At 64.5% G+C, this 26,806-nt stretch carries 23 protein-coding genes; 13 read left to right on the forward strand and 10 right to left on the reverse strand.

Annotation, left to right across the window (positions count from 1 at the left end):
• Positions 1–104: 104 nt before the first annotated feature.
• From ACY3GB_RS07050 to treP, 3 genes are all read right to left on the reverse strand, one after another.
• Positions 105–1,370 carry a carbohydrate porin gene (locus ACY3GB_RS07050; RefSeq protein ID WP_463088130.1) on the reverse strand — a complete coding sequence of 422 codons (1,266 nt, stop codon included), beginning with the start codon at positions 1,368–1,370 and terminating at the stop codon, positions 105–107.
• A gap of 106 nt (positions 1,371–1,476) precedes the next feature.
• Positions 1,477–3,126 (reverse strand): alpha,alpha-phosphotrehalase, encoded by a 1,650-nt coding sequence (gene treC, locus ACY3GB_RS07055; protein WP_463088131.1) that lies wholly within the window; start codon positions 3,124–3,126, stop codon positions 1,477–1,479.
• Positions 3,119–4,573, reverse strand: coding sequence for a PTS system trehalose-specific EIIBC component (gene treP / locus ACY3GB_RS07060; RefSeq protein WP_463088132.1), 1,455 nt, complete (start codon positions 4,571–4,573; stop codon positions 3,119–3,121). Before treP ends, treC begins: the two co-directional genes overlap by 8 nt.
• Before the next feature lie 505 nt (positions 4,574–5,078).
• On the opposite strand from treP, the gene ACY3GB_RS07065 reads away from it, so the two are divergent.
• Positions 5,079–5,906, forward strand: a complete 828-nt coding sequence (locus ACY3GB_RS07065; protein WP_463088133.1) for a DUF5677 domain-containing protein — start codon at positions 5,079–5,081, stop codon at positions 5,904–5,906.
• A 513-nt stretch (positions 5,907–6,419) separates the two neighbouring features.
• On the opposite strand, the gene treR is transcribed toward ACY3GB_RS07065, so the two are convergent.
• The gene (gene treR, locus ACY3GB_RS07070; protein WP_463088134.1) at positions 6,420–7,124 is read right to left on the reverse strand and encodes a trehalose operon repressor; all 705 of its coding nucleotides are present in this window, start codon (positions 7,122–7,124) and stop codon (positions 6,420–6,422) included.
• A gap of 81 nt (positions 7,125–7,205) precedes the next feature.
• A complete protein-coding gene (locus ACY3GB_RS07075; protein ID WP_463088135.1) occupies positions 7,206–8,102 on the reverse strand; it encodes a LysR family transcriptional regulator in 897 nt (298 codons plus the stop codon).
• A 125-nt stretch (positions 8,103–8,227) separates the two neighbouring features.
• Here ACY3GB_RS07075 and aceB point away from each other — a divergent pair, with 125 nt between their 5' ends.
• The 3 genes from aceB (at position 8,228) to ACY3GB_RS07090 (ending at position 11,377) form a co-directional block, all read left to right on the forward strand.
• A complete protein-coding gene (gene aceB / locus ACY3GB_RS07080; RefSeq protein ID WP_463088136.1) occupies positions 8,228–9,823 on the forward strand; it encodes a malate synthase A in 1,596 nt (531 codons plus the stop codon).
• 145 nt (positions 9,824–9,968) lie between these two features.
• Positions 9,969–10,664: an SIMPL domain-containing protein gene (locus ACY3GB_RS07085; protein ID WP_463088137.1), complete on the forward strand. Its 696-nt coding sequence runs from the start codon at positions 9,969–9,971 to the stop codon at positions 10,662–10,664.
• Positions 10,665–10,765: 101 nt separating this feature from the next.
• Entirely contained in the window at positions 10,766–11,377 is a 612-nt protein-coding gene (locus tag ACY3GB_RS07090; RefSeq protein ID WP_463088138.1) for a glutathione S-transferase, read from the forward strand.
• A 61-nt stretch (positions 11,378–11,438) separates the two neighbouring features.
• On the opposite strand, the gene ACY3GB_RS07095 is transcribed toward ACY3GB_RS07090, so the two are convergent.
• Positions 11,439–12,116: a DUF1345 domain-containing protein gene (locus tag ACY3GB_RS07095; RefSeq protein ID WP_463088139.1), complete on the reverse strand. Its 678-nt coding sequence runs from the start codon at positions 12,114–12,116 to the stop codon at positions 11,439–11,441.
• 159 nt (positions 12,117–12,275) lie between these two features.
• Here ACY3GB_RS07095 and ACY3GB_RS07100 point away from each other — a divergent pair, with 159 nt between their 5' ends.
• Together ACY3GB_RS07100 and ACY3GB_RS07105 are read left to right on the forward strand one after the other, a co-directional pair.
• Positions 12,276–13,043, forward strand: a complete 768-nt coding sequence (locus ACY3GB_RS07100; protein WP_463088140.1) for a 2OG-Fe dioxygenase family protein — start codon at positions 12,276–12,278, stop codon at positions 13,041–13,043.
• Positions 13,044–13,186: 143 nt separating this feature from the next.
• Complete coding sequence (locus ACY3GB_RS07105; protein WP_463088141.1) at positions 13,187–13,921, forward strand: substrate-binding periplasmic protein; 735 nt, start codon at positions 13,187–13,189, stop codon at positions 13,919–13,921.
• Between the two features lie 62 nt (positions 13,922–13,983).
• Here the strand turns inward: ACY3GB_RS07105 and ACY3GB_RS07110 are convergent, their stop codons facing one another.
• Together ACY3GB_RS07110 and ACY3GB_RS07115 are read right to left on the reverse strand one after the other, a co-directional pair.
• The gene (locus ACY3GB_RS07110) at positions 13,984–14,265 is read right to left on the reverse strand and encodes a hypothetical protein (RefSeq protein WP_463088142.1); all 282 of its coding nucleotides are present in this window, start codon (positions 14,263–14,265) and stop codon (positions 13,984–13,986) included.
• 124 nt (positions 14,266–14,389) lie between these two features.
• Positions 14,390–14,605 (reverse strand): YdcH family protein, encoded by a 216-nt coding sequence (locus ACY3GB_RS07115; protein WP_021476553.1) that lies wholly within the window; start codon positions 14,603–14,605, stop codon positions 14,390–14,392.
• 191 nt (positions 14,606–14,796) lie between these two features.
• On the opposite strand from ACY3GB_RS07115, the gene hflK reads away from it, so the two are divergent.
• From hflK to ACY3GB_RS07140, 5 genes are all read left to right on the forward strand, one after another.
• Positions 14,797–15,822 carry an FtsH protease activity modulator HflK gene (gene hflK / locus ACY3GB_RS07120; protein ID WP_463088143.1) on the forward strand — a complete coding sequence of 342 codons (1,026 nt, stop codon included), beginning with the start codon at positions 14,797–14,799 and terminating at the stop codon, positions 15,820–15,822.
• On the forward strand, positions 15,822–16,700 hold the full coding sequence (hflC, locus tag ACY3GB_RS07125; protein WP_463088144.1) for a protease modulator HflC: 879 nt from the start codon (positions 15,822–15,824) through the stop codon (positions 16,698–16,700). The genes hflK and hflC overlap by 1 nt, the downstream gene beginning before the upstream one ends.
• An 11-nt stretch (positions 16,701–16,711) precedes the next feature.
• Positions 16,712–17,950, forward strand: coding sequence for an NRAMP family divalent metal transporter (locus tag ACY3GB_RS07130; RefSeq protein ID WP_463088145.1), 1,239 nt, complete (start codon positions 16,712–16,714; stop codon positions 17,948–17,950).
• Positions 17,951–17,974: 24 nt separating this feature from the next.
• A complete protein-coding gene (locus tag ACY3GB_RS07135) occupies positions 17,975–19,048 on the forward strand; it encodes a TerC family protein (RefSeq protein ID WP_463088146.1) in 1,074 nt (357 codons plus the stop codon).
• Positions 19,049–19,430: 382 nt separating this feature from the next.
• Positions 19,431–21,812 carry a glycosyl hydrolase family 18 protein gene (locus ACY3GB_RS07140; protein WP_463088147.1) on the forward strand — a complete coding sequence of 794 codons (2,382 nt, stop codon included), beginning with the start codon at positions 19,431–19,433 and terminating at the stop codon, positions 21,810–21,812.
• A gap of 33 nt (positions 21,813–21,845) precedes the next feature.
• On the opposite strand, the gene ACY3GB_RS07145 is transcribed toward ACY3GB_RS07140, so the two are convergent.
• Positions 21,846–22,019 (reverse strand): hypothetical protein, encoded by a 174-nt coding sequence (locus ACY3GB_RS07145; RefSeq protein ID WP_463088148.1) that lies wholly within the window; start codon positions 22,017–22,019, stop codon positions 21,846–21,848.
• Positions 22,020–22,105: 86 nt separating this feature from the next.
• Between ACY3GB_RS07145 and sgrR the strand changes: the two genes are divergently transcribed.
• Entirely contained in the window at positions 22,106–23,791 is a 1,686-nt protein-coding gene (gene sgrR / locus ACY3GB_RS07150) for an HTH-type transcriptional regulator SgrR (protein WP_463088149.1), read from the forward strand.
• A 21-nt stretch (positions 23,792–23,812) separates the two neighbouring features.
• Here sgrR and ACY3GB_RS07155 read toward each other — a convergent pair whose 3' ends face one another.
• Positions 23,813–24,385 carry a hypothetical protein gene (locus ACY3GB_RS07155; protein ID WP_463088150.1) on the reverse strand — a complete coding sequence of 191 codons (573 nt, stop codon included), beginning with the start codon at positions 24,383–24,385 and terminating at the stop codon, positions 23,813–23,815.
• A 428-nt stretch (positions 24,386–24,813) separates the two neighbouring features.
• On the opposite strand from ACY3GB_RS07155, the gene ACY3GB_RS07160 reads away from it, so the two are divergent.
• Positions 24,814–26,799 (forward strand): methyl-accepting chemotaxis protein, encoded by a 1,986-nt coding sequence (locus ACY3GB_RS07160; RefSeq protein WP_463088151.1) that lies wholly within the window; start codon positions 24,814–24,816, stop codon positions 26,797–26,799.
• Positions 26,800–26,806: the final 7 nt, after the last annotated feature.

Genomic DNA, 26,806 nt, shown 5'->3' on the forward strand with positions numbered 1-26,806 from the left:
CCCGATATCTCGCCATGCCAGACAGACTACCCCCAAACGACAAAGTGCCGCGACTCTCGCCGCGGCACCGTAAACAATCGTTTGCAAAACCGCTTAAGCCGCGTTTACCACCACGCCTCCAGCTGCACGCCGAAGGTATTGGCGTGAGTGCGGCCGCCGGCGGCGAAGGTGGTCAGATTGGCCTGCGCGGCCGCGTTGTTCCAGTTGTAATGGCTGGCGTACACCCGCAGCTCCGGCCGGGTCCAGAAGTCGGTATTCGGCGCAAACGCCACCGCCAGCGTGGCCTTGTTCAGCTGCTGCGCCGGCTGATCGTCGGCATTGCGCCGGGTCAGGCCGATCTCGGTCAGCAATTTGACGTTGGCCGCCACGCCGTACGACAAGCGGCCGCCGAGGGTGGCATCGCGGTATTTGGCAGCGTTGTCCGGCGCCACGCTCTGCCAGCCCAGCACCGCCTGGCCGCCGAAGCGTCCGCACTGCCAGTCCACTACGTCGGCGATGCGGCTCTGCCGCGCGCCGGCCTGCGCCGCGCCCTTGCTGTCCAGATTGTAGAACTGGCCGGACAGCGAGGCGTGGCCGGTGGACGTTTGCAGGAACAGCGAGTTGTTGACGCCCTGAGCCAGGAAGTCCTTCTGGTTGTGCAACAAGCCCAGCGCCGCGCCGGGCTTGCCGATGGCGAAATCGCCGCCTATCGCCGCGCCGGTCAGCGTCAGCTTGCCGCCCGGGTTAGTTTCGATGCCGGTCAGCTGAAAATTGGCGCGCCGCGCGTTGTTGGGCGTGGCGTTGTCGTTGGCGTAGCTGCCGGACGAGGACACCGACAGGTTCAGCTTTGCCTTGCCGACGGCGATGCCATCCACGCCGGCGCCGTAGTTGTCGCCATCCTGCATCAGCCAGTTGTCCAGGATGTGGATGTCCTGGACGCGGTGGTAGCGCTGGCCGGCCCATAGCGTCAGATTAGGCGCGAAGTCCAGCCCGCTGATATAGCCGTAAACCTGCGCGGCGCTGGTTTTGCCGTTGTAGATGGTGGGCATCACATAAGCGCCCCAGCTGACGCCGTTGCCCAGCGTCCATTTCTTGCCGACGCCGAACTCGATATAGGTGTCGCCCTCATTGCCCAGGCGAAAATGCTGCAGATCGCCGCCCAGCTGGTACTGGCCCTTGGGCTGATTGTCGCCGCTGGCGTAGAAGCCGCTGCGCATATAGCCGTCGAACTGGAAGCCCATTTCGTCCAGCGCCTGCTTCACCGCGCCGCTCAACTGCTCGGCGCTGAGCTGCGGGGCCGGCGCGGCGGCGGGCGCATCGTCCGCCCAGGCCGGCAGGCCATGCACCAGCGGCAGCAGCACGCACAGCCAGCTTATCGTTTTCGTCCTCATTCTTGTCTCCTTGCGTTTATCGATGGTCGCGCGCCAGGCGCGGGCAAAGCTCCGCCCTGCCGGCCTCGCGGCCGGCATGAAAGCGGTATTCGGGGGGCGGGGGCGGTTAAGAAGCGCTTGGCGGCGCGGCCCGGTACAGCAGCGAATGCCAGGGCCTCAGCTGGCCTTCGGCATGCGGCGGGTAGTTGGACAGCAGCAACTCCAGCGCCCAGCCTTCCGGCACGGCGTCCGGCGGCGGCTGGTAATAGAGCGTGTCGGCGCCGAAGTGGTTGATGACCAGCAGCATTTCACCGTCGCAGCGGCGGGTGTAGACCCACAGGCTGGGATGATCGGGCGTCAGGCAACGGTAGTCGCCATCGGCGAACACGCGGTATTGCTTGCGCAGCTGGATCAAACGGCGGTAGTGGCGCAAGGTGGACTGCCTGTCGCCGATGGCGGCGGCGACGTTGACAGTGCCGGCATCCGGTGCCACCGCCATCCACGGCTCGGCCGCGCTGAAGCCGGCGTTGACGCCGTCGTCCCACTGCATCGGCGTGCGGGCGTTGTCGCGCGAGCGCTGGCGGATCACCGCCATCGCCTCGCCGTCACTCAAGCCCTCTTCCCGCAGCTGGCGATAGGCGTTGAGGCTTTCCACGTCGCGCAACTGGCCGATATCGGCGAAGCCGGGGTTGGCCATGGCGATCTCTTCGCCCTGGTAGATATAGGGCGTGCCCTGCAGGCCGTGCAGCGCGGTGGCCAACATCTTGGCGGACTCGGTCCGCCAGCGGCCGTCGTCGCCGAAGCGGGACAGCGCGCGCGGCTGGTCGTGGTTGCACCAGAACAGCGCGTTCCAGCCGCCGCCGGCGTGCATGCCGGTTTGCCAGTCGGACAGGATGCGCTTGAGCGCGATGAAGTCCACCTCGCCCGGCCGCCACTTCTCGCCATCCGGGTAATCCACCTTCAGATGGTGGAAGTTGAAGGTCATGCTCAGCTCGCGCCGGTCCGGCCGGCTATAGGCGATGCAGTGCTCCAGCGAGGTGGACGACATCTCGCCCACGGTCAGCAAATCATGGCCGTCGAACACTTCGCGGTGCATCTGTTGCAGGTATTCATGCACGCGCGGGCCGTCGGTGTAGAAATGGCGGCCGTCGCTGTCGTCCTCGGAAAAGGCCGGATCCTTGGAGATCAGGTTGATCACGTCCAGACGGAAGCCGGCCACGCCCTTGTCGCGCCAGAAGCGCATCATCTCGAACACCGCCTGCCGCACCGCCGGGTTGTCCCAGTTCAGATCGGCCTGGGTCTTGTCGAACAAATGCAGATAATACTGACCGCTGGCCGGGTCTTTCTCCCAGGCGCTGCCGCCAAACTTGGAGCGCCAGTTGTTCGGCGCGTCGCGCCAGATGTAAAAGTCGCGGTAGGGGTTGTCCCTGCCCTTCAAGGCCTCGCGGAACCAGGGGTGCTCGGTGGAAGTGTGGTTGACCACGATGTCCAGCATCACGCCGATGCCGCGCCGCTTGGCCTCGGCCAGCAGCCGCTCGAAGTCCTCCATGCTGCCGTAGGCTGGGTCGATGCTGTAGTAGTCACTGACGTCGTAGCCGTTGTCGTTTTGCGGCGAGCGGTAGAACGGCGTCAGCCATACATAATCCACCCCCAGCCAGGCCAGGTAATCCAGCCGGTCCGCCACGCCCAGCAGGTCTCCCGTCGCCTGATTGCGATGGCTGCTGAAGCTCTTGGGGTAGATCTGGTACACCACCGCCTGTTTCATGTCCTTAAGCATGCTGCGCGGCCTCCTCTTGGGCGGCCGCGGCCGACTGGCGGCGCGCCAGCAGCCAGGTCAGGCCGAAAGGCACGATCAGCGCTACCAGCATGCCCGCCAGGAACAACGGGATGTACTGCGGAATGATGGAGATGAAAGCCGGCAGACCGCCGACCCCGATAGCCGACGCCTTGACGTGGCCCAAGCTGATCAGCACCGCCGCGCAGGCGGAGCCGGCCAGCGCCGCGTAAAACGGCAGCTTGTGGCGCAGATTGACGCCGAACATCGCCGGCTCGGTGATGCCGAAGAAGGCCGACACCGCCGAGGTGGACGCCATGTTCTTGTCGTTGGCGTTCCTGGCCAGCCAGAACATCGCCAGCGCGGCGCTGCCCTGGGCGATATTGGACAAGGCGATCATCGGCCAGATGAAGGTGCCGCCCTGGCTGGCAATCAGTTGCAGGTCCACCGCGATGAACATATGGTGCATGCCGGTCAGCACCAGCGGCGCGTACAGCGCGCCGAACAGCGCCGCGCCCAGCCACGGCGCCAGGTTGAACAGGTAGACCAAACCATCGGTCACGGCGATGCCGAGGTGGCGGGCCAAGGGGCCGATCACCGCCAGCGCCAGGAAGCCGCTGACCGCGATGGTGACAATCGGCACCACCAGCAGCTGCACCGCGTTGGGCACCCGCGGCTTCAGCCACAGCTCGACGCGGCACATCACCCAGGCGGCGGCCAGGATGGGCAGAATCTGGCCCTGGTAGCCCACCTTCTCGATACGCAGGCCGAACAGGTCGAAATAAGGCACCGACGCGCCGTCCAGCCCCGCAGCCGCCTTGCCGTAGTTCCAGGCGTTGAGCAGGTCGGGATGCACCAGCAGCAGGCCCAGCACGATGCCGAGAATCTCGCTGCCGCCGAAGCGCTTGGCCGCCGACCAGCCCACCAGCGCCGGCAGGAACACGAAGGAGGTGTTGGCCATCATATTGATCAGCCCCCACAACCCGGACAGGCCCGGATAGGCGTCCAGCAGGCTCTGGTCCGCGATGAACATGCCCTTGGCGCCCAACAGATTGTTGGCGCCCATCAGCAGGCCGGCGATGACGATGGCCGGCAATATCGGCATGAATACGTCGGAGAACACCTTGACCAGCTGCTGCAAGCGGTTCTGCTTGGCGTCGCCGCTGGCCTTGACGTCGGCGATGGTGGCGCGGGCCACGCCGCCCTGCTTCACCATCTCGGCGTAGACGCGGTCCACATCGCCGGCGCCAATGACGATCTGAAACACCCCGGCATTGCTGAAGTGGCCCTTCACCAGCGCCACCTGGCGCAGCGCGTCCCCATTCACCTTGGATTCGTCGTGCAAAGAGATGCGCAGCCGGGTGAGGCAGTGCGCAGCCTGGCGGATATTGCCCGCGCCGCCGATGTTTTGCAGTATCTGCGCGGCGATCGCCTGATAGTCGTGACTCATCGTCCCTCCCTGTCCCTTGTTGCGGCGGTCGGTTCCTTCCGGCAACGATGCCGGAAGTCCGCCTGTTTGTGGTGATTGTCTGCATAACAACTGGGGGCAAGTTAACTCGTACATACAAGTTGGTCAACACTCGTCTGTACGAGTTTGCGGAAAGTCAAGCCGACTGCCGCCATTTCGCAACAGCGGCAAAGAGAAGGCCCGGGCAGAAGGCTCTGCGCCGGGCCTGCCTCAATTCATCTGCTTTGTAATCGACGGTGGATCGCCCCAGCGGGGCATCCCCCTACGAAAGATCATCTGCTGTAGGCGCGGAATCTCGGCAAAGCCGGGGGTTCCGCCGAGTGGCAGACATCATGGCAATATCCGGGGTACGTGGTGCTAGCGTCAAAGATTTTGCAGTATTATGCGCCTAACACTTCGCTCAAGCCGATGTCCAAAGGCTACGCTTTTGATTTCCCTACGCTGTGCTCCGGCGCAGCTTGGCTCAAACGTTAGAGATTAGGAATCCGTGTCAGAAAAATATTTGGCAAAGCTTCATGCTCGAATTGTGAGGAAAATAGCTACCCATGCAAATTTGCATTTGCAACTTGTTGATAATTATTCGTTTGCCGAAGCTATCGCATATGATTCATTTAATGATGGCTTTGTGCTTAATGATTATCTGCACTTTTGTTATGCAAAATCCGCCCGCTCAATGAAAGCTGCGTCAATATTGATTGATAAAAACTTTCGCGAAGATGTCTTTATTATTCTGCGCTCTATTTATGAGAACTATCTTCATTTCTGGTATGTTTTACGCAATCCAGATTCATTAGATTCATTTGTAACTGCAAAGATTGGCCTAAGCACTCGACAATTCGAAAGACCCAAAGCTGGCACCAATAGACATCTTAAAGCCATCAATAAGCAAAATGGAGAAGAATACAACTATGGCAGATCAATCACAGACTTGGCTAAGAATGGAAGCCCGAGGATAACAAAATTATTCCACGACCTTTACTTTGAGTACCTTTGCGAGTTCACACATAACCATTTCATGTCTTTTGGTGGTTATTTGGATGAAGAACTACCTGCAAAAATATCGGCTCGTCGACACGGTAAAGATTTAGAAACGGTTATGTATGCCCTGTGCATGAGCACTATGTGGCTGGAGTCATTTCCCGTTTTTGAAGAGTGCGATCCTAAAGATCGTAGCCGCATTCGCCATCAGATGAAAACTGCCACAGCTCTGTTGGTTGAAGCACAAGAAGCCTTGTCATCTGAAGGAAAATATGTAGAATTAATGGGCGAGCTTAAAAGAATAACTTCTACTCTTGGTGAAAAACTTAAGCCATGACATACAAATCAACCAACCTAAAGCAGACTAGTTATTTCTAAATATTCGGTTGCAAAGAAAACATTCTCGCCATAAAAAAGGATGCAAAAGTTATAGTCATTCAAGAGTAGTGGAGCTGGCGCAGCCACAATGTTAGTGGTAATCACACTACAGACATGCTGATCTTTTACAACCAGTTCAGACCCGCTAACAAAAGCCCTGATCCTGCGCTCCGCCTCCTTGCCGTACTATTTATGCTGTCTGCGTCAGCGCGCCTTGGCTCAAGCTTCTAACGAGATTTTGTTAGCAACCCTTAAGATTTATTGCCCTGATCTCTTGTCATTCCGCAGCACTGGAGACAAGTGGCAAACAACTAAAGGCTGGATACAGGATAACTAGTAGCTCCCAAAAAAGCGACAGGCCACGATTCCAATCAATTCAGCCAGATTAAATTAAACGTGGCCCATCTCCCCTTTCCCCCTGCCCAAAGTCCGCTTACACAAAACTCCGCACACCCTCGCACTGAGGAAAATGCTACCGCCTCGCAATATCCGTAAAATAAAACTTGTCCAGCCGATGCCGCGATTCGGTGTATTCGAACAGCCGGCCATCGTAAAGATGGGTCAGGTTCTTGACCACGATCACGTGGTCCATGCCGTTCAGGTCCAGGTAGCGGCGGTCGTCGTCGCTGCAGGGCTGGGCCTCGATGATGCGCTGCGCGTAGCTGATGGTCAGCCCCAGATCCTGCTCGATGTAGCGGTAGATGGAGCCGGCGGCGATGTCCGCGTTCAGGCCGGGCACCAGGCCGGCGACGAAGTGGTTGATGTCCAGGATCACGTTCTCGCCGTCGATATTGCGCACCCGCTTGATCTTGACGATGCCGGTGCCCTCGGCCAGGCCGGTGGCCTTGGCCAGCGCCGCGTCAGCGGGCTGCTCCGCCAGCTCCGCCACTTGCGACACCACCTTGCGCCCCATGCGCTCGTTCATTTCCTGGAAGCTGATGATGCCGCTGAGCTGGAATTCGATATTGCCCGGCTTGAGCACGAACATGCCCTTGCCGTGGATTTTCTGCACGTAGCCGCGCTCCTGCAGCATGTCCACCGCCTTGCGCACAGTGCCGCGGCTGGCATCGTAGCTGTGCATCAGCTCGGATTCGGATGGGATGCGCTCGCCCTGGGCGTAACGCCGGTTGTCGATGTCGGCGACGATGTCGGAATAGATCTGATGGTATTTGTTCACGTTGTTTGTCTTCTTGTGCGCGCGGCCCCTGCGCGGCGAGGCCCTACCTTAGCAAGCCGCGGGCGGCGCGGCAAACCGCCCTCAATCCCAATAGCCCGGCGTGACGTAGGCGGCTTTCAGGTGTTCGATGAAATGCCGCACCCTGGCCGGCAGCAGCTTGCGCTGCGGCACCACCGCGTACACCGGGTAGTCCGGCGACGAGAAATCGTCGAGCACTGTCGCCAGCCGCCCTTCGGACAGATCGTCCTTCACCTCCCACAGCGAGCGCCAGGCTAGGCCCAGGCCCTGCAGCGCCCAGTCGTGCAGCACCGCGCCGTCGTTGCATTCCAGCGCGCCCGACACCTTCAGGTTCACCGGCTTGCCGTCCACCACGAAACTCCAGCCGCGGCTCTGGCTTTCGCCCAGCGACAGGCACTGGTGATGCTGCAGATCCTCCAGCGCCCGCGGCGCGCCGCGGGCAGCCAGATAAGCGGGCGATGCCACCACCACGCGATGGTTTTCCGCCAGCCGGATCGCCACCAGGCCGGAGTCGGACAGGTCGGAGATGCGGATCGCGCAGTCAACGCGGTCGCGCTGCAGGTCCACCAGCCGGTCGGACAGATCCAGCGTCACCTTCACCTCCGGATGCAGGCGCTGGAAGGCGGCGACATGCGGCGCCACGTGGCGGCGGCCGAAGCCGGCCGGCGCGGACAAGCGCAGATGGCCGCGCGCCCTGCCGCTGCCGGACGCCACCGCCGCCTCGGCCTCTGTCAGATCGGCCAGTATCCGCTGGCAGTCCTCGTAAAACGCTTCGCCTTCCTGCGTCGGCGTGACGCTGCGGGTGGTGCGCGCCAACAGGCGCACCCCCAGCCGCTCCTCCAGCGCGTCCAGGCGCCGGCCCACCATGGCCGGCACCACGCCCAGCTGCCGCGCCGCGGCCGACAGGCTGCCCAGCCCCACCACCGCGACAAAGGTCTCCAGCTGCTTCAGCTCGCTCATTAGCTACCTAAAAGTAAAAAATGTTATGTTTTTCATGCCATTTCTTTTTACTTGGATGGCGAATAGACTGTCAAACATTGCATTGCAGCATCATCATGTCATTTCCCCTATCAAGGAGCGCGCGCATGGCAGTCAATCTCCCGCAGGGCGTGGAAGTTCTCGCCGACATCACTCCGGCCTACGCCGAAATCCTCACTCCCGAGGCGCTGGCCTTCGTCGCCAGGCTGCATCGCCGCTTCGAGCCGACCCGGCGCGAGCGCATCGCCGCCCGCGCCGCGCGCCAGGCCGAGCTGGACGCCGGCAAGCTGCCGGACTTCCTGCCGGAAACCGCCGCCGTGCGCGCCGGCGGCTGGAAGATCGCCCCGCTGCCGCACGACCTGCTGGACCGCCGCGTGGAAATCACCGGCCCGGTGGAGCGCAAGATGATGATCAACGCGCTCAATTCCGGCGCCAAGAGCTTCATGGCCGACTTCGAGGACTCCAACTGTCCGAGCTGGGACAACCAGATCGCCGGCCAGATCAACGTCCGCGACGCCTACCGCAAAACCATTTCCTACGCGAGCCCCGAGGGCAAGCAGTACCAGTTGAACGACACCATCGCCACCCTGCTGCTGCGCCCGCGCGGCTGGCACCTGATGGAAAAACACGTCAAGGTGGACGGCGAGATCGTGTCCGGCAGCCTGTTCGACTTCGGCCTGTCGTTCTTCCACAACATCCATTACCTGCGCGAACGCGGCAGCGCCACCTATTACTACCTGCCCAAGATGGAAAGCCATCTGGAAGCGCGCCTGTGGAACGACGTCTTCGCGTTCGCCCAAAACGAGCTGAACGTCCCGCAAGGCACGATCAAGGCCACGGTGCTGATCGAGACCATCCTCGCGGCCTTCGAGATGGACGAAATCCTCTACGAGCTGCGCGAGCACTCCGCCGGCATCAACGCCGGCCGCTGGGACTACATCTTCAGCTGCATCAAGAAGTTCAAGCAGAACCGCGACTTCTGCCTGGCCAACCGCGCGCTGATCACGATGACCGTGCCCTTCATGCGCGCCTACGCGCTCTTGCTGCTGAAAACCTGCCACCACCGCGACGCGCCGGCCATCGGCGGCATGGCGGCGCTGATCCCGATCAAGAACGACGCCGCCGCCAATGAAAAGGCGCTGGCCGGCGTCAAAGCCGACAAGGACCGCGACGCCACCGACGGCTACGACGGCGGCTGGGTGGCCCACCCGGGCCTCGTGCCGATCGCCGACGCGGCCTTCACCGCGGCGCTGGGCGACGCGCCGAACCAGATCGCCAAGCAGCGCCCGGACGTGCAGGTTTCCGCCGCCGACCTGCTGAACTTCCAGCCGGAAGCGCCGATCACCGAAGCGGGCCTGGCCATGAACATCAACGTCGGCATCCAGTACCTGGGCGCCTGGATTTCCGGCAACGGCTGCGTGCCTATCCACAACCTGATGGAAGACGCCGCCACCGCCGAGATCTCGCGTTCGCAGATCTGGCAGTGGATACGCTCGCCCAAGGGCGTGCTGGACGACGGCCGCAAGGTGACGGTTGAGCTGTTCCGCGAGCTGCAGGCCCGCGAAGTGGCCAAGCTGCAAGCCGAATACGGCGCGCGCTGGACCCGGCAATACGAAGACGCGGCCAGGATGTTCGACCTCTTGACCACCTCGGACGACTTCGTCGAATTCCTGACGCTGCCGGGCTACGAGTACATCGCCTGATTGGCTCTCCGGCTATCCGAGCGGCCCCTCCCGGGGCCGTTTGGCATTTTTGCCCACGGCGGCGCCATCCGCAGGCACGGAACCTGCGCTTGCCAAGCCGATCGAAGCGGAGTCTACTTTCCCCACATCCAGCCCAGGAGCCGAAATGAGAAAAAACCGAATCAAGCCCATGCTGTTGTGTTTCATGCTGGCCGGCGCGGCCCCGTTGGCCGCCGCCGCCGACGGCGTTCAGCTCAATCTGTCGGCCAGCGCCCAGCGCGACGTGGCCAACGACCAGATCAGCGCCACCCTGTATGTGCAACAAAGCAACAATCAGGCCGCGGTGCTGGCCGATAGGCTGAACAAGGCCACCGCCAACGGCCTGGCCATCGGCCGCGGCTACAAGGACGTGCAGCTGTCCAGCGGCAGCTACAGTACCTGGCCCAGCTACGACAAGAACGGCAAGATCACCGGCTGGCAAGGCCGTTCCGAGATCCAGCTGAAGAGCAAGGATTTCGCCCAGGCCGCCGAACTGATCTCCAAGCTGCAGCAGACCATGCTGCTGGAAGGCGTGCAGTTCGGCGTCTCCGACGAGGCCCGCCGCAAGGCAGAGCAAAGCATGATTCCCGAGGCCATCTCCAATCTGAAGAATCAGGCGGAAGTGGCCGCGCGCGCGCTGGGCAAGAACACGGTCAACATCCAGCAGCTGGACATCGGCCAGCAAAACCACGGCTTCCGGCCGCCTGTCATGATGATGAAGGCGGCGATGGCGGGTGCCGAGTCCAGCGTCAGCCAGCCCGACCTGCAGCCGGGCCAGACCCAGCTGCAACTGCAAGTCAGCGGCAAGGTTGAACTCAAGTAAGGCTTTCAGCCCCCGCCCGCTTGCGCTAAAGTAAGCACAGCGCTCGCCGGCCCCGTCTCGGGGCCGGCGTCATCTTCCGATCCCTCGCCATCGCTCCTAACATGAAACTGATCGCCTCTTTGACCAGCCCCTATGCCCGCAAGGTGCGCATCGTGCTGGCTGAAAAGAAAATCGACTGCCCGCTGGAGGAGGACGTGCCCTGGAACGCGGACACCCGCGTCGCCGAGTACAACCCGCTGGGCAAGGTGCCGGTGCTTGAGCTGGACGACGGCTCCACCTTGTACGACTCCCGCGTGATCGTCGAATACCTGGAAAACAGCTCGCCGGTATCGCGCCTGCTGCCGCAAGACAACCGCCAGCTGATCGGCACCCGCCGCTGGGAAGCGCTGGCCGACGGCATCATCGACGCGATGGTGGCCATCGTGCTGGAGCGCCGCCGTCCGCCGGAGAAGCAGATGGAGGAAGTGGTGGAGCGCCAGCGCGGCAAGATACTGCGCGGCCTGGCCACGCTGTCGGAGGATCTGGGCGAAAAACCATGGTGCACCAGCCACGGCTACAGCCTGGCCGACATCGCCGTCGGCTGCTGCCTGGGCTACCTGGATTTCCGCGCGCCGGAAATCGACTGGCGCGCCGCCCATCCCAATCTGGACGCGCTGCTGCAGCGCCTGCATGCCCGCCAGTCCTTCCAGGACACCGAGCCGCCGATCGCCTGAGCCTAGCCCCCGGATACAAAAACGCCACCGCACGCGGTGGCGTTTCGCATTGTTCGGCGAATCAGATCAGGCCGGCGGCGATGTTGATCATCAAGGCCAGCACGGTGGCGTTGAAGAAAAAGGCCAGCACGCAGTGCACGGTGCCGGTGCGGCGCTGGCTGCCGTCGGTGAAGCTGACGTCGGCAGTCTGGCCCGAGGTGCCGATGATGAAGGCGAAATACAGGAAATCCTCATAATCCGGCTGCCGGGTGCCGGGAAACTCCAGCCCTCCCGGCAAGCCATGCGCCTCCCTGGCGTAAAAGCCGCGCGCGTAGTGCAGCGCGAACATCACATGGGTGAACGCCCATGAGGACAGCAGCGTCAGCACCGCCAACGCGATATGAGCGGCGCGCGGCCAGCCATGCATGTCCTTCACCACGGCCAGTTCCATCACGATGGCCGACAGACTGGCCGCCGCCGCCAGGCACACCAGCAGCAACACCAGCCACTGCCCCTCGTCCTCCACCCTGGCCCAATGCCTTATCGGCTTGCGCCCGGTCCCGAACATCATCCAGCCGACCAGCGCCAGGTACAGCCAGGCGCCCGCGTTCCAGCCGATGATGTAGCGCGTGACATCGTGCATCGCCACGACATGCGGCAAGGCCACGATCGCCAGCAGGCCGAACAGCGCCGACCAGGCCAGCCTGGGCCGCGCCAGCACCATGCGCGCCAGAATGAAACGGCGAACCAAACTCGTCATCAATGAATATCCTCCCGTGTCGAATGCGCGCAACATGCGCCCCCCAGACTATTGGGCGGGCATCGCCGCAGATGAAATTCACATTGCATAAAATATTTCTCTTTTCGATTCACTTACAGCAGAATTCAGACTACAAGCACAAGAACCACTGGAGAGATCATGAGCTCGGCACTCGCCGCCCACCAGCCGCACACCCCGTCCCATCCCGAGCCGCAGCTGGAACAGATCTGCCAGCGCCTGGCGCTGCACGACTTCTGCCTGCTGCCGGCGGAGCAAAGCCGTCCCCTACTGCAACGCTTCCCGGGCGCAATGGCTGACTGGGCGGCCTTTCAGGACAGTTGGAACCATCTGCAGCAAGACAAGTTCATGGCGGATGGCGGGCGCTACCGCAAACGCCTGCATGCGACGCTCAGCGCCGAGCCGTCCGCGCGCGCCGCGCGCGCCGAAGCCCACCGCCCGCATTACCAGAGCAAGCTGCACAACCCGCTCAATGGCGGCGTGCCGCGCCACTTCGAGCCGATACGCAACGAGATCCTGCACGGCGCCACCATGCAGGCCGCGCTGAGCCTGGGCTGCGCCGTCTTCGGCCAATTATCGCCGTATACCCCTTGGCATATCGAAGCGCACCAATTCCGTATCGAGGCGCGGAACCGCCAGCCCGGCTGGCCGACGCCGGAAGGCGTCCACCGCGACGGCGTGCACTTCCTGATGATGATGATGGTCAAGCGCCACAATCTGGTGAACGGCGCCACCGAGCTGTTCAACCTGGAAAAACAGCCGCTCGCCTCGTTCACGCTGACCGATCCGCTGGACATCGCGCTGGTGAACGACGAGCGCGTGCTGCACGGCGTCACCCCGGTCAGCCAGCTGGACCCGTCGCGCGACGGCAGCCGCGACGTGCTGCTGATCAGCTTCCGCCGCCGCTGACCCGCTCCCGCGATCCAGCGCCTGCCGGAAGTCTGGCGCGCCGGCGCGGCGTCGGGACATGCGCCAGCCACGCCAAATGGTAATCTTCTTGGCCTATGCTGAGGTAGACAATGGCGACGACAAGCCGGATGGAGTGGACCGTGATGAGAAGCATGCTGGCGCTGATGGCGGCCTGCTGGTTCGGCTGCGCGCCGGCTGCGGAGCTCCATGCCTATACCGAAGACGTTCCGCCGCTGAACTACCTGGACAACGGCAGCGTGAAGGGTTATGCCACCGAAGTGCTGCAACTGGTGGCGCGCGAGGCGGGGCTGAATCTGACGATCGAGGTGCTGCCCTGGCTGCGCGCCTACGCCAAGGCCAGGGATACGGCGGGCGGCCTGCTCTACACCGTGGTGCGCACGCCGGAGCGCGAAGCCCAGTTCCAGTGGGTGGGCCCCATCGGCTCGCGCCGCATCTACATGTACCGCCTGGACAAGCGCCCCGACATCCGCGTCGACACCGCCAGCGACCTGGTGCGCTACCGCAACGGCGCGCTGGCCGGCTCGGCCGCCGCCAACCAGCTGCACGCGCTGGGACTGCAAGGTGGCCAGAACCTGGACCTGGGGCAGAGCGACGCCGTCAATCTGAAAAAACTGCTGCTGAAGCGGGTGGACCTGGTGGCCATGCTGGACTGGGCGATGGCCTGGCAGATGCGCCAGCAACGGCTGCCGGAAAAGAACGTTTCCCCCGTCTGGCTGCTGGACGGCAAGCTGCAGTACTGGTTCGCCCTGAATCCGCATACGCCGCCGGAACAGACCGCCCGGCTGCAGGCCGCGCTGGAGCGGGTGCGCGCCGACGGACGGCTGCAAGCCATCCGCCGCCGTTATCGCGACGACTGACGCCGCGCGTGAAAACGCCCCGGCGGCATCCGCTCGGGGCGTTGGCGAAAAACAGGCCGCGCTTACTCGACGCCGAGCGCCTTCAACAAGGCGTCGGCCGACTCCGCTCCGGCCATCGCCTCCCGCAGGCGGTTGAACGCCTCGGCGGCTTTTTCCGGATGCTTGGCGAACGGCACCAGGCCGTCATGGCTCCAGCCGGCGGCGGCCAGCGCCTGCTTGCGGAAATTCATGCCCTCGTTGCCGCCGCCTCCCATCGCGACCAGCGCCTGCTCGATCAGCGTATGCGGCAGCGGCGTGCGGCTGAGGGTAACGAAATGCTTGCTTTGGATCTCGTCGAAATGCATGGAAACCTTCCCCGGGGCATAGAGTTGTTTTATTAGTATTAGTCTCAACTCTGCCGATTTGCAGGCCGGAAATCGCAAAGCCGGCGCAAATGGCCGGCTTTCGAATCTCCGCCTCGCCTGCGAATCAGGAGGCGCGGGCCTTCAGCAACGTGTAAAGCTCATCCTTCAGCTTCAGTTTTTCCTTCTTCAGCGTTTCGATCTCTTCATGCGTCGCGGACAGGATGCGCTCTTCCATGTTCTTGATCTGCTGGTCCAGCTGATTATGCTTGTCGAACAGGCGGGCGAAATGCGTGTCCTCGGTTTTCAATCGGGTGATCAGTTCGCGGTATTCGGGAAACATCGGCCATCTCCTTCGCGGTGGGTGGGGCCGGCGCCGCCGGCCATGACTTCATGCTAACGCCCGCGCGCCCGGTTTCATTTGATCTGTCTCAGGCATTGCCGTATCCCTAAATCTGCGCCCCTTGTCATCCTTCCGGCATTTGCCGCGTTAAACCCGACAGCAAGCATGGTTAAAATCAGGACAAGCCCGACATGCCCGATACCCGTCTCCCGACACCTCCCCTCCCCTCCGCCCTGGCCGCGCTGCGGCAGCGGCTGGACTACACGCTGGAACTGCTAGGCATGCGCGGCAAGGGCTTGGCGCTGCTCGCCGGCATCGTCGCCATCCTCTGGCTGGCCTCCGGCGTCTACCGGGTGGAGCCGGACGAACAGGGCGTGGTGCAGCGCTTCGGCCGCTGGAGCGACACCACCGCGGCCGGCCTGCACTACCATCTGCCCTGGCCGGTGGAGACCATCCAGCTGCCCAAGGTCACCCAGATCAAGCAGCTGAAGCTGGCCAATCTGTACGAAAACGGCCCGCCCGACGCCGCCGATCCGCGCGAGAAGCAGATGCTGACCGGCGATGAGAACATCGTCGAGGCCGACTGCGCGGTGTTCTGGCGCATCAAGGACGCCGGCCAGTTCCTGTTCCGCGCCAACAAGCCGGAAGAGGCGCTGCGCATCACCGCGGAAGGCGCGCTGCGCGAAGTGATCTCCCGCACGCCGATCCAGGCGGCGATGTCCAACCGCCGCCAGCAAGTGGCCGAAGAGGCCCGCGAGCTGATTCAGCAGCGGCTGGACGCCCAGCAGGCCGGCATCCTGATCACCCAGGTGCAGCTGCAGCGGGTGGACCCGCCGGCGGCCGTGATCGACGCCTTCAACGATGTGCAGCGCGCACGCGCCGACCAGGAGCGCGCGCGCAACGAAGCCCAGGCCTATAGCAACGACATCCTGCCCAAGGCCCGCGGCGAGGCCGAGCGCATCCGCCAGGAGGCCGAAGCCTACCGCAGCCAGGTGGTCAACCTGGCCCAGGGCGAGGCCAAGCGCTTCGACTCGGTGTACCAGACCTACGCCCAAGCCAAGGACGTCACCGCGTGGCGGCTGTACCTGGAAAGCATGGACGACATGCTGAAGAAGGCCAGCAAGGTGGTGATAGACGGCTCAGGCAAGAGCGGCACCGGCGTGCTGCCGCTGTTGCAATTGCAGGACAAGCCCAAGGCCGGCAAGGAGAACCGCTGATGGACAAGCAATGGCGAGGAATCGGCTGGGCGGCGGGCCTGGCTGTCGTCTGGCTGGCGCTGTCGGCGCAATACACGCTGAACGAAGGACAGAAGGCGCTGGTGGTGCGCCTGGGCGCGCCGGTCAACGTGGACGGCGAGCCGGGGCTGAAATTCAAGCTGCCACTGGTGGACAGCGTGCAGTACTACGACACCCGGCTGCAGATGCTGGCGCCGCCGCCGGAGCAGGTGATCCTGGGCGACGAGAAGCGGCTGGAGGTGGAAACCTATACCCGCTACCGCATTGCCGACACGCTGCGCTTCTACCAGGCGCTGCGCACCGAGGAGCAAGCCCGCGCCCAGCTCACCCAGCTGGTCAGCACCTCGCTGCGGCGCGAGCTGGGCAAGGCGCCGCTGACCGATCTGCTGTCGCCGGGACGCAAGGCCATCGTCGCCCGCATCCAACAGGAGGTGGCGGAGCGCGCCCGCCCGCTGGGCCTGGAAGTGACCGAGGTGCAGCTGCACCGCGCCGACCTGCCGCTGGAGACCAGCCAGGCCATCTACGACCGGATGAAATCGGCCCGCCAGCAAGAGGCCAAGGAATTGCGCGCCCAGGGGGCGGAATGGGCGCAGCAGATCCAGGCCAAGGCCGAGCGCGACCGCACCGTGATCCTGTCCGAAGCGCAGCGGCAGAGCGCCATCATCCATGGCGAGGCCGACGCCGACGCCGGCCGCACCCTGGCCCAGGCTTTCAGCAAGGACCCGAAGTTCTACAAGTTCTACCGCTCGCTGCAGACCTACCGCCAATCGCTGGCCGACTCCGCCCCGACGCTGGTGCTGTCGCCCGACTCCGCCTTGCTGCATGATCTGAAAACCGGCCCCGCGGGCGGCAAGCCATGAATGGGGCCGACATGCCGCTGCCCCCCTCCACGCTGCGCCGGCTGCGCCATCTGCTGGCCGCGCTCGGCCCCGGCCTGGTGGTAATGCTGGCCGACACCGAAACCGGCAGCGTGATCGCCGCCGCCCAGAGCGGCGCGCACTGGGGCTACCGCATGCTGCCGCTGCTGTTCGTGTTGATCCCCTTCCTGTATCTGGCGCAGGAGCTGACGATACGGCTGGCGCTGGGCACCGGCAAAAGCTACGGCGAGCTGGTCCGCCGCCGCTGGGGCCGCCGCGCCGAGCTGGCCTCCGCCGCCGTGCTGCTGCTGAGCTGCCTGGGCGCGCTGGCCACGCAGCTGGCGGGTCTCGCCGGCATCGGCCAGCTGTTGGGCATCCCGGCCTGGCAGACCATAACCCTGCTGTGCGCGCTGATCCTGGCCATGGTGTGCAGCGGCAGCTACCGCTCGGTGGAGCGCATCGCCATCTGCCTGGGCGTGTTCGAGCTGGCCTTCCTGGCCGAAGCCTGGCTGGCCCGCCCCGACCCCGGCCAGATCGCGGCGCAGTTATCCAGCCTGCCGCTGGGCAACCATGACTTCCTGCTGCTGGCCGCCGCCAACATCGGCACCTGCGTGATGCCGTGGACGCTCAGCTACCAGCAATCGGCGCTGCTGGACAAGGGGCTGACGCTCGACGATCTGAAGCCGGCGCGGATGGACACGCTGCTGGGCGCCGCGCTGTGCCAGATCATCACCGCCGGCATTTTGATCGCCGCCGCCGCGACCTTCGGCGACGGCGCGGGCGGCCAGAGCCTGGACAGCATCCCGGAAATCGCCGGCGGTTTCACCCGCCTGCTCGGCCCGACCGGCGGCCGCCTGCTGTTCGCGCTGGCGCTGGGCGGCGGCGCGCTGGTCGCCGCCATCGTGGTTTGCCTGACCAGCGCCTGGACGCTAGGCGAGCTGGCCGGACGCCGCGACTCGCTGGAAAAACATCCGCAGGACGCGCCCTGGTTCTACGGCGGCTTCGCCGCGATGCTGGCCGGCGCCGGCGCGCTGGTGGCCTCCGGCGTCAACCTGGTCAAGCTGTCCATCGTCACCTCGGTGGCCAACGCGCTGCTGCTGCCTGTCATGCTGGCCGGGCTTTACTGGCTGGCCTGCCGCGAGCTGCCGGCGCCGCTGGCGCCCAGCCGCCGCTACCGGATGGCGCTGGCGCCGCTGTTGCTGCTGCTCGCCGGCTTCAGCCTCTACGCCGGCATCGTCGGCAGCCTGGGCTGACGCCCGCCCATCAAGGAATACGGTATGGAACCCGACAGCCTCGCCCGCTCGCTGAGCCTGACCTTCCAGGTTTCTTTCCTGGACCTGATCCTCAGCGGCGACAACGCGCTGGTGATCGCGCTGGCCTGCCGCTCGCTGCCCGAGGCGCTGCGCCGCCGCGCCGTGCTGTGGGGCACCGGCTTCGCCATCGTCCTGCGCCTGCTGCTGGCCGCCGCCGCCGGCGCGCTGCTGCGGGTGCCGATGCTGAAGCTGATCGGCGCCGTCCTCCTGCTGGCCATCGCCATCCAGCTGCTGCTGGGCGGCGGCGAAGACAGCGGCGGCGACGCGCTGGCGGAGCGGGCCGGCCGCAGCCAGCAACTGTGGAACGCGGTGATGCTGGTGGTGGGCGCCGATCTGGCGCTGAGCCTGGACAATGTGGTGGCGCTGGCCGCCGCCGCCCAGGGCAGCGTGATGTTCCTGCTGCTGGGCCTGGCGCTCAGCGTGCCCTTGCTGATGTACGGCAGCCTGCTGCTCTCCAAGCTGATGGACGACTACCCGCTGCTGATCCCGGCCGGCGCCGCCGTGCTGGGCTGGCTGGCCGGCAGCCTGGCCGCCAGCGACGCGCTGTGGGGCGACTGGGTGGCCGGCCAGGCCCCGGCCCTGCTGGTGGCGGCACCGCTTATGGGCGCGGGCTTCGTGCTGCTGCAAAGCCACATCATCCGCGAACAGCGGGCCAAGCTGCCCGCCTCGCCGCCTCCCCTGCCGCTGTTCGCCCCTCTCGCGCGCAAGCTGGCCAGCCTGGGCGATGCAGGAACCCATGCCGGCCTCCCTGCAACCATCTCGGCCCAGATGCCCGCCGAGACGCCGGCAGCCCATCCTGACTCTACACCCGACGCGACCGCCATCGCGGCGGAAACGCTTTCGCCCTCGATGCCTGTCCCGGCCGAGCCACGACAAAACGGCGAACGGAACGACTCCCGCCTCAGCCCCGCGCTCAAACTGCTGGTCGGTCTCGCCGCGGCGCTAGGCGCGCTGGTGCTGCTATGGCTGGCCTGGCACCTGCTCAGCCAGGGCCTGCTGCCCGCGCCTCATCATCGCGCGCCATCGCCCCATCCCTGACATCTGGTATGTATCTGGTATGCAACACATTCAGGACAGACACACTGACCTGATGACCAGCCGTGCTTGAAACCAAGGCCGGCGCCAACGCGCCCGGCCTCCCTCTCTCCCCATCCCCAGCCAGCGCCTCGAGGCTTGCATAATCTCGCCCCACAAGCCTTTACCCATCCCAATCAAAGACAATGTCATTTAGTGCTTTTTCTCTAATAACCGAGATTGATTAATAAAGCCAATTCAATCTGAAAGTTATTAATTACAAGATCGACCTGTGAAAAAGTACAGGGTCATTTTTTATCCTAGTCGCTACATTCCAATTTGCAATACCACTTCAATACAACTCACAACGCTTGTTTCGCACCCAATCAAAATAGGGAGATACCGAGTGAGCAAGACCCTGATGCTTGTGAAAAGCGGCCTGGCGGCCGGCGCCATAGGCGGCGCCGCGCTGGTGGCCGGCACCGTGCCATCCGGCGCCCCGTTCCCGGCGACGCATTCCGCCTCCTATCTGCTCAAGACCGCCGACAGCAGCTGCGCCGATCCAGCCTGGAACGCCGCAACCGTCTATACCGGCGGCCAGCGCGTCAGCTACCAGAACCAGACCTGGCAGGCCAAGTGGTGGACCCAGGGCAATACGCCCTCCGCCGGCGACGCCAGCCCCTGGCAGCTGATCGGCCAGTGCGGCGGCGGCAATCCGCCGCCCGTCGATCCGCCGCTGGTGCAGGTGCCCGCGCCCACCGGCAACGCGCTGTGCCGGCCCGAGGCGCTGGCGCAGACCCAGGGCGTGGACGTGCCCTACTGCGCGGTTTACAAGCAGGGCGGCTCGGAACAGCTGGCCAACGGCAGCCGCCGCCGCATCATCGGCTACTTCACCAGCTGGCGCACCGGCAAGGACGGCAGCCCCTCCTACCTGGCCAGCGACATCCCCTGGAACAAGCTCACCCATATCAACTACGCCTTCGCCCATGTCGACGGCGACAATAAGCTGTCGGTCAATGACGCCGCGCCAGGCAACCCGGCCACCGACATGACCTGGCCGGGCGTGGCCGGCGCCGAGATGGACGCCAGCCTGCCGTACAAGGGCCACTTCAATCTGCTGACCCAATACAAGCGCAAATACCCGGGCGTGAAGACGCTGATCTCGGTGGGCGGCTGGGCCGAAACCGGCGGCTATTTCGACGCCAGCGGCAAGCGCGTCGCCAGCGGCGGCTTCTATAGCATGACCGTCAACGCCGACGGCACCGTCAACCAGGCCGGCATCAACGCCTTCTCCGACTCCGCCGTCGCCTTCCTGCGCAAGTACGGCTTCGACGGCGTCGACATCGATTTCGAATACCCGACCTCGATGAACAACGCCGGCAACCCGCTGGACTGGAGCTTCTCCAACGCCCGCCTGGGCTCGCTGACCAAGGGCTACGTGGCGCTGCTGCAGACGCTGCGCGACCGCCTGGACCGGGCCGCCGCCCAGGACGGCCGTTACTACCAGATCACCGCCGCGGTGCCGGCTTCCGGCTATCTGCTGCGCGGCATGGAGACCTTCCAGGGCCTGAAGTATCTGGATTTCGTCAACGTGATGTCGTATGACCTGCACGGCGCGTGGAACCGCTTCGTCGGTCCCAACGCCGCGCTGTACGACGACGGCAAGGATGCCGAACTGGCGTTCTGGAACGTGTACAGCACGCCGCAGTACGGCAATATCGGCTACCTGAACACCGACTGGGCCTACCACTACTACCGCGGCGGCCTGCCCGCCTCGCGCGTCAATATGGGCGTGCCCTACTACACCCGCGGCTGGAAAAACGTCAGCGGCGGCAGCAACGGCCTGTGGGGCAGCTCGGTGGGCAGCAACTGCCCGACCGGCCTGACCGAATGCGGCGACGGCGCGGTGGGCATCGACAACATCTGGCACGACCTGGACGACAGCGGCAAGGAGATCCCGGGCGGCTCCAACCCGATGTGGCACGCCAAGAACCTGGAGAAAGGCCTGGCCGGCAGCTACCTCGCCTCCTACGGCATCGACCCGACGCTGCCGATCAACCAGCTCACCGGCAGCTACCAGCGCAGCTACAACAGCGCGCTGGCCGCGCCATGGCTATGGAACGCCGGCAAGAAGGTGTTCCTGTCCACCGAGGACGAGCAGTCGATCGCGCAGAAGGCCGCCTGGATCGACGCCAACAACGTCGGCGGCGTGATGTTCTGGGAGCTGGCCGGCGACTATGACTGGAAAGCCCAGCGCAACAACGGCCAGGGCGAGTACTTCATCGGCACCACGCTGACCTCGCTGCTGTACAACACCTTCAGCCAGCCGCCCAAGGTCAGCGCCCGCCGCGCCGACGCCGCGCCGGCCCCGACCGCGGCGATAGACGTGGGCTTCAGCCTGGGCGGCTTCAAGCTGGGCGATCAGAACTACCCGATCAATCCCAAGCTGACCATCGTCAACCGCTCGCAGACCACGCTGCCCGGCGGCACCGAGTTCCAGTTCGACGTGCCGACCTCGGCGCCGGCCAATATCGCCGACCAGTCCGGCTTCGGGCTCAAGGTGATCAGCGCCGGCCACAGCGGCAGCAATGTCGGCGGCCTGAAGGGCGACTTCAACCGCGTGTCGGTGAAGCTGCCCAGCTGGCAAAGCCTGGGCGCCGGACAAAGCGTGACGCTGGACGTGGTGTATTACCTGCCGATCTCCGGCCCCAGCCACTACACGGTGGGCCTGAACGGCAAAACCTACGCCATCCGCGACGAAGCGCCCTACCTGCCTTATCTGCGCTGAGCGCTCCCGGCCCGCGCCAGCCGCGGGCCCGGATCAATCCCTTGTTCCTCCGCTTGCGGCCGGCTCATCCCGGCCGTCTTTTTTTTCGTCGCCCCATTGCATCACCTCGTTCAGTCGGCTCAGCGCCTCTTGAGGATCAATGCCGAACAACGGGCGCTGTCCGTTCAGATAGTCCTGTAGAAAACGCGACAAAGATTTGCTCTCCATATTCCACTCCTCATGCTGGATGCCTCATTGTCGCGCTGATAACATGAACAAAAAATTGCTGACTTTTTCCTACAAATTTCCTCTTTATGAGCCATAACCGCCTGTTGCAACAATACAGCCGCCTGCGCCAGGGCTTCGCCGGCCAGGATGGCGAAGCCTCGCTGCAGCAGCTGGCCGACCTGCTGTGTTGCACCCGCCGCCACATGCGCAGCCTGCTGATCCAGATGCAGCATCTGGGCTGGCTGGAATGGAATGCCCGCGCCGGGCGCGGCAGCCGCTCCGGCCTGCGCTTCCTGCGCGGCGTGGGAGAACTGCAGCGGCGGCAAGCCGAAGCGCTGCTGGAACAGGGCAAGGTGGAGCAGGCGGTGGCGCTGCTGGACGACGATCCCAGGCAGCTGGCGCCGCTGCTGCTGTCCCGCCTGGGCCACCGCTGGAGCCAGGACCGCCAGGTGCTGGGGGTGCCCTACTACCGGCCGATGCCCAATCTGATGCCCGGCACGCCGCTCAGGCGTTCCGAACGCCATCTGGTGTCGCAGATCTTCAACGGACTGACCCGGCTAAACGAGGAAAAAGGGGAAGTGGAAGGCGATCTCGCCCATCACTGGGAACAGCATTCGGAGCGGGAGTGGCATTTCCACCTGCGGCCGCGGGTGCGCTGGCACGATGGCCGCGAACTGAGCCTGGACGACATTGCCGCCACCCTGGAGCGCTTGCGCACGCAACCGCTGTTTTCCCACCTCGCGGGCATGCGCCGGCTATCACCGCGCAGCATCGCCATCCAGCTTTCCGAGCCCGATCCCAGGCTGCCCCGGCTCTTGGCCGACCCCGCCGCGCTGGCGCTGCCGGCCGACCACGGCGCCCGCCCCGGCTTCGCCTCCCGCCCCGTCGGCACCGGTCCCTACCGGGTGGCGATCAACGATGCGCACCGGCTGTCGCTGCAAGCCTTCGACGACTACTTCGGCCACCGCGCGCTGCTGGACCAGGTGGACATCTGGATGGTGCCCAAGCTGGGGGACCAGCTGGAGCTGGACGTGCAGGGCATCTGCGATCTGACCGTGGAAATCAATCCGCGGCCGGCGCAGGAGCAAACCGAAATGTCGCTGGAAACCGGCGTCTATTTCCTGCTGTGCGACGGCCGCTCGCCCCTGATGCGGGACGACGCCGTCCGACGATGGCTGGCCCAGGCGCTGACGCCGCTGGCCATCATGCAGCAAACCCCGCCCGCCGCCCGTCAGTTCTGGGTGGCCGCGGCCGGCCTGTTGCCGCGCTGGCACCACAGCCGGCCCGAATCGCCTTCGCCGGCGCCGCGCCTCCCGGCGCTGCGGCTGGCCTATTACGAGCAACACCCCGAATACCGGCAGATCGCCGCCGCCATCGCCGAATGCCTGGCACCGCACGGCATCGCCGTCCAGTGTCGGACTTGCAGTTATCAGGATTGGGAGTTCGGCCGGGAAGAAGCCGATCTATGGCTGGGCACGGTCAATTTCAGCTGCGACACAGACTACGCTGTGCCGGCCTGGCTGCTGGGCACGCCGCTGCTGCGCCATTGCCTGGCGCCGGCGCTGCCGTTGGAACAATGGCTGCGCGGCTGGCGCCGCGGCGAGGAGCAGGCGCACAGCCTGGCCGCCCAGATAGTGAGGCGGCACTGGATGCTGCCGCTGTTCCACAATTGGCTGCGCTTGAAGGGGCCGGGCCAGATAGAAGACTTCCGCCTCAACAGCATGGGCTGGTTCGACTTCAAATCGGTCTGGCTGCGCCCTGGAGAAGCCTAGGCCGCGCGAAAGACGGCCGGCTCAGTTGTACGGCAGCTCGTACACCTGCAGCGTCTGCAGGGCCAGCGGATTGACCGACTCCACCTTGCCGCTGCTGTAGTCGACGATCAGCGGATGCCTGGCCGGATCGCAGGTGGTCGCGACGCCGCCCGCTCTGTCGCCACCCGAGATGTTCACCGAAGTCGGCCCGATGCCGGCGGGCTTGCGGCCCAGGTTGTTCAGCTCCAGCGCATTGGCCAGATCGCCTGACAGAAACAGCGAGCGCACGCCCTGAGGATGGTTGCGCACGCACAAGAAAGACTGGAAATAGCGAACCTTGCGGTTGTTGATCAGGTAAAAATCTTTGTCATAGATGGCTTCGTTGACCACGTAGGCCATGTCCTGCACCGCGCCCTCGGCCCCCGCGGCGTTGACGATGAACCGGCTGCCGGACTTCAGGCAGCCCAGGCGCTGGTCCAGCCACATGTCAGCCATTTCCGACGCCGCGCACTTGAGCGGGCCCTGATACGGCCTCACCGCCTCCGCGGCGAACGCCGGCATGCCCAGACAAGCCGCCAACGGCAGCCACAACAGTACTTGCAATATCTTGTGCATTTGCCCACCACCTAAACAGAATACATGCGCCGCCCGGTCCGCAACATTCGCAATGCTTCCCGAGACCCCATATACCCCGCCCGGCCCACCCTCTTCATGTTCCCCGGAAACAGGCAAGCGCCTCTTCCCATATTCGACTTCGCGCGAACGCCCTCCCCAGGACGCTCACCATGCCAAAAAACAGCAAACAACCTTTCAGCATATTCCCAAGGCAACTTTATGTCATCAAGAATTTACAAATCAGCCGCTTGCCATGCGCCAGCCTGCCTGCGCTGAAACAACCCCGCCAAGCTGAGCGCGGACCGGCGGCAAATGACTCGAGCGGATTTCCATCTACCAAAAGCCGCAACGGCAACTTTGCCTATAGTGAAATCCGATGCCCACACTCCAGGCACCCAGACTCCATCATCCCCAAAAGGGAGAAACGCATGCTGTCCAGGCTATCGATCGCCAGCAAGCTGTTGTTGTTGCTGTTGCCTTTTTCCCTGGCCCTGATAGGCCTCGCCGGCATCCTGTCGCTGAACCGCCTGCAAACCCTGAACGAGCTGCAACGCTCGAACCGGCTGATCGCCATCGCCGGCGACTCCAGCCAACTGATACACGACCTCCAGACCGAACGCGGCCTCAGCAACGGCTTTCTGAACGGGCAAGCCGCCGCGCCGCCTGCGCCGCTGCAGGCGGCTCGCGCCAACGGCGACAAGTCGCTGGCCAGCTTCGCCTCCGCCAGCGGCGAGCTGGGCGACAGCCGGCTGAAAGAGACGCTGGGCGCGCTGAACAGCCAGCTGCAAGGCCTGGCTCAACTGCGCTCGGACATCGAAAAGCGCGGCATCGCCGCCCCGGATGCCTTCGCCGCCTATTCCAAGGACATCGACGGCTTGATCGGACTGATCGCCCGGCTGGCACAAGCCAACAGCGACGGCGACCTGCTGCGTAGCACCATGGCCTTGCTCAATCTGCAATGCGAGAAGGAGTTCGCGGGACGGGAGCGCGGCTATGTCAACGGCCTGCTGCAGACCGGCGTGCTCAACCAGCAAAGCCACGCGCAGGCGGCCAGCCTGATCGCCAAGCAGGACGCCTGCGCCAGCCAGTTCAAACTGATCGCAGACGATGCCCTCCGCAGCCAGAAGGAGGCGCTGGACGGCGGCGACGAAACCCGCGCCGTGCAGGCGCTGCGCGCCAAAGTGATGAGCCAGCTCCTGGGCCAGCCGGTGGGCGTGGCGCCGGCCGCGTGGTTCCAGGCCACCACCAAGCGCATCGACGCGCTGAAGGGCGGACAAGACCAGCTGCTGCGGCAGATGGCGCAGATGGTGGCGGTCAAGGTGGCGCAGGCGCGCTCGGACCTGACGCTGACGCTGGGCGGCTCCGCGCTGGTCATCCTGCTGCTGGGGAGCCTGGGTTTCGCCATCTACCGCGGCATCCACCTGCCGGTGCAGCGGCTGGAAGTGCTGATGACCTCGATGAGCCGGGATTTCGATCTGCGCCCGCGGGCGACGATCCGCGGCCATGACGAAATCGCCCGCATGGGCCAGGCCTTCGACCATCTGGTGGACGCTTTCGCGCACACGCTGAACGAGGTCAACCGCAACGCCCATACCCTGGTGGATGCCGCCAACAGCATGCTGGACATCGCGGAGCGGGCGGCCAAGGCCTCGGAAACGCAAAGCCAGTCGGCGACCGAAATCGCCGCCGCCGTCGAGCAGATGTCCGCCGGCATAGAATCGGTCACCAGCAACACCCGGCAATCGCTGACCCTGGCCCAGCAGATGCAGCGCAGCGTCCACGATGGGCGCGAACGCATGGGCGACACCACTTCGGCCATGCACCAGACTTCGTCGGTGCTCGGCGACGCCGGCAACCGCATCGGGTCGCTGCAGCGGAAGTCCGAAGACATCCGCTCCATCATCACCGCCATCCGCGAGATCGCCGACCAGACCAATCTGCTGGCGCTGAACGCCGCCATCGAGGCGGCGCGGGCCGGGGAGATGGGCCGCGGCTTCGCGGTGGTGGCCGACGAGGTGCGCAAGCTTGCCGAGCGCACCGGCAAGGAAACCCTGGACATCACCGCGCTGATCGAAGACATCCGCGGCGAGACGCAAACCGCCGCCCATCATATGCAGGAGGCGCAGGACAGGATGGAATCCGGCCTGCAGCTGGTCAGCCGCACCGTCGACGATCTGGAGCAGATACACGCCGAAGCCGGCCACGCCGCCGACAAGAGCCAGGACACCGCCACCGCGATGGCCGAACAGACCTCGGCCAGCAACGAAGTCGCCACCAATATCAGCGTGATCGCTTCACTGGCCGAAGACAACGCCTCGCTGGTGCAGGAGGTGGCGAAGCTGTCAGACCGGCTGAATGCATCCGCCGGGGAACTGGTCCGGCTGGTGGACCGCTTCAAGCATCTCGCGGAATGATTCAGCC

The organism is Chromobacterium sp. Ag138, assembly GCF_055181315.1.

What these genes read in the sequence shown, in the direction of transcription:
- ACY3GB_RS07050 (WP_463088130.1), bottom strand. Translation starts at nt 1,370, where the DNA reads ATGAGGACGAAAACGATAAGCTGGCTGTGCGTGCTGCTGCCGCTGGTG.
- treC (WP_463088131.1), bottom strand. Translation starts at nt 3,126, where the DNA reads ATGCTTAAGGACATGAAACAGGCGGTGGTGTACCAGATCTACCCCAAG.
- treP (WP_463088132.1), bottom strand. Translation starts at nt 4,573, where the DNA reads ATGAGTCACGACTATCAGGCGATCGCCGCGCAGATACTGCAAAACATC.
- ACY3GB_RS07075 (WP_463088135.1), bottom strand. Translation starts at nt 8,102, where the DNA reads ATGAGCGAGCTGAAGCAGCTGGAGACCTTTGTCGCGGTGGTGGGGCTG.
- aceB (WP_463088136.1), top strand. Translation starts at nt 8,228, where the DNA reads ATGGCAGTCAATCTCCCGCAGGGCGTGGAAGTTCTCGCCGACATCACT.
- ACY3GB_RS07085 (WP_463088137.1), top strand. Translation starts at nt 9,969, where the DNA reads ATGAGAAAAAACCGAATCAAGCCCATGCTGTTGTGTTTCATGCTGGCC.
- ACY3GB_RS07090 (WP_463088138.1), top strand. Translation starts at nt 10,766, where the DNA reads ATGAAACTGATCGCCTCTTTGACCAGCCCCTATGCCCGCAAGGTGCGC.
- ACY3GB_RS07095 (WP_463088139.1), bottom strand. Translation starts at nt 12,116, where the DNA reads ATGACGAGTTTGGTTCGCCGTTTCATTCTGGCGCGCATGGTGCTGGCG.
- ACY3GB_RS07100 (WP_463088140.1), top strand. Translation starts at nt 12,276, where the DNA reads ATGAGCTCGGCACTCGCCGCCCACCAGCCGCACACCCCGTCCCATCCC.
- ACY3GB_RS07105 (WP_463088141.1), top strand. Translation starts at nt 13,187, where the DNA reads ATGAGAAGCATGCTGGCGCTGATGGCGGCCTGCTGGTTCGGCTGCGCG.
- ACY3GB_RS07110 (WP_463088142.1), bottom strand. Translation starts at nt 14,265, where the DNA reads ATGCATTTCGACGAGATCCAAAGCAAGCATTTCGTTACCCTCAGCCGC.
- ACY3GB_RS07115 (WP_021476553.1), bottom strand. Translation starts at nt 14,605, where the DNA reads ATGTTTCCCGAATACCGCGAACTGATCACCCGATTGAAAACCGAGGAC.
- hflK (WP_463088143.1), top strand. Translation starts at nt 14,797, where the DNA reads ATGCCCGATACCCGTCTCCCGACACCTCCCCTCCCCTCCGCCCTGGCC.
- hflC (WP_463088144.1), top strand. Translation starts at nt 15,822, where the DNA reads ATGGACAAGCAATGGCGAGGAATCGGCTGGGCGGCGGGCCTGGCTGTC.
- ACY3GB_RS07130 (WP_463088145.1), top strand. Translation starts at nt 16,712, where the DNA reads ATGCCGCTGCCCCCCTCCACGCTGCGCCGGCTGCGCCATCTGCTGGCC.
- ACY3GB_RS07135 (WP_463088146.1), top strand. Translation starts at nt 17,975, where the DNA reads ATGGAACCCGACAGCCTCGCCCGCTCGCTGAGCCTGACCTTCCAGGTT.
- ACY3GB_RS07145 (WP_463088148.1), bottom strand. Translation starts at nt 22,019, where the DNA reads ATGGAGAGCAAATCTTTGTCGCGTTTTCTACAGGACTATCTGAACGGA.
- sgrR (WP_463088149.1), top strand. Translation starts at nt 22,106, where the DNA reads ATGAGCCATAACCGCCTGTTGCAACAATACAGCCGCCTGCGCCAGGGC.
- ACY3GB_RS07155 (WP_463088150.1), bottom strand. Translation starts at nt 24,385, where the DNA reads ATGCACAAGATATTGCAAGTACTGTTGTGGCTGCCGTTGGCGGCTTGT.
- ACY3GB_RS07160 (WP_463088151.1), top strand. Translation starts at nt 24,814, where the DNA reads ATGCTGTCCAGGCTATCGATCGCCAGCAAGCTGTTGTTGTTGCTGTTG.